The sequence below is a fragment of the Streptomyces sp. NPDC085946 genome (assembly GCF_044540485.1).
In the GTDB taxonomy this organism is placed as follows: Bacteria; Actinomycetota; Actinomycetes; order Streptomycetales; family Streptomycetaceae; genus Streptomyces.
Map to the genome: position 1 here is coordinate 1 of NZ_JBITSF010000067.1, position 1,499 is coordinate 1,499.

Consider the following 1,499-nt stretch of genomic DNA (forward strand, 5'->3'; position numbering starts at 1 on the left):
GACGCGGTCCATCCCGGGTACGGCTTCCTGTCGGAGAACGCCGACTTCGCGCAGGCCGTGCTGGACGCGGGCCTGATCTGGATCGGCCCGCCGCCGCAGGCCATCCGCGACCTGGGCGACAAGGTCGCCGCCCGGCACATCGCCCAGCGCGCCGGCGCCCCGCTGGTGGCCGGCACCCCCGACCCGGTCTCCGGCGCCGACGAGGTCGTCGCCTTCGCCCGGGAGCACGGCCTGCCGATCGCCATCAAGGCCGCCTTCGGCGGCGGCGGGCGCGGCCTGAAGGTGGCCCGCACCCTTCAGGAGGTCCCCGAGCTGTACGACTCCGCGGTGCGCGAGGCGGTGGCCGCCTTCGGCCGCGGCGAGTGCTTCGTCGAGCGCTACCTGGACCGGCCCCGCCACGTGGAGACCCAGTGCCTGGCCGACACGCACGGCAACGTGGTGGTCGTCTCCACCCGCGACTGCTCCCTGCAGCGCCGCCACCAGAAGCTGGTGGAGGAGGCCCCCGCCCCGTTCCTGAACGAGCAGCAGGTCGCCGAGCTGTACCGCGCCTCCAAGGCCATCCTGAAGGAGGCCGGCTACGTCGGCGCCGGCACCGTGGAGTTCCTGGTCGGCCTGGACGGCACCATCTCCTTCCTGGAGGTCAACACCCGCCTGCAGGTCGAGCACCCGGTCACCGAGGAGGTCGCCGGCATCGACCTGGTGCGCGAGATGTTCCGCATCGCCGACGGCGAGGAACTCGGCTACGACGACCCGGTGCTGCGCGGGCACTCCTTCGAGTTCCGCATCAACGGCGAGGACCCCGGCCGCGGCTTCCTGCCCGCCCCCGGCACCGTCACCGCCTTCACCCCGCCCTCCGGCCCGGGCGTGCGCCTGGACGCCGGCGTGGAGTCCGGCAGCGTCATCGGCCCGGCCTGGGACTCCCTGCTGGCCAAGCTGATCGTCACCGGCCGCACCCGCAAGGAGGCCCTGCAGCGCGCCGCCCGCGCCCTGCAGGAGTTCCAGGTCGAGGGCATGGCCACCGCGCTCCCGTTCCACCGCGCGGTCGTCACCGACCCCGCCTTCGCCCCCGAGCTGACCGGCTCGTCGGACCCGTTCACCGTCCACACCCGCTGGATCGAGACCGAGTTCGTCAACGACATCAAGCCCTTCACCGCGCCCGCCGACACCGACACCGACGAGGAACCCGGCCGCGAGACGGTCGTCGTCGAGGTCGGCGGCAAGCGCCTGGAGGTCTCGCTGCCCTCCTCGCTGGGCATGTCCCTGGCCCGCACCGGCCTCGCCGCCGGCGCCAAGCCCAAGCGCCGCGCCGCCAAGAAGTCCGGCCCCGTCGCCTCCGGCGACACCCTCGCCTCCCCGATGCAGGGCACCATCGTCAAGATCGCCGTCGAGGAGGGCCAGCAGGTCGAGGAGGGCGACCTCATCGTCGTCCTGGAGGCCATGAAGATGGAACAGCCCCTCAACGCCCACAAGGCCGGCACCATCAAGGGCCTGACCGCCGA

1 protein-coding gene is annotated in these 1,499 nt (G+C 73.2%); it reads left to right on the forward strand.

The genetic code is table 11. The features are described from left to right. Positions 1-1,499 (forward strand): biotin carboxylase N-terminal domain-containing protein (locus ACIF8T_RS40470; RefSeq protein WP_400042488.1); only part of this gene is annotated, 1,499 nt, incomplete at both ends.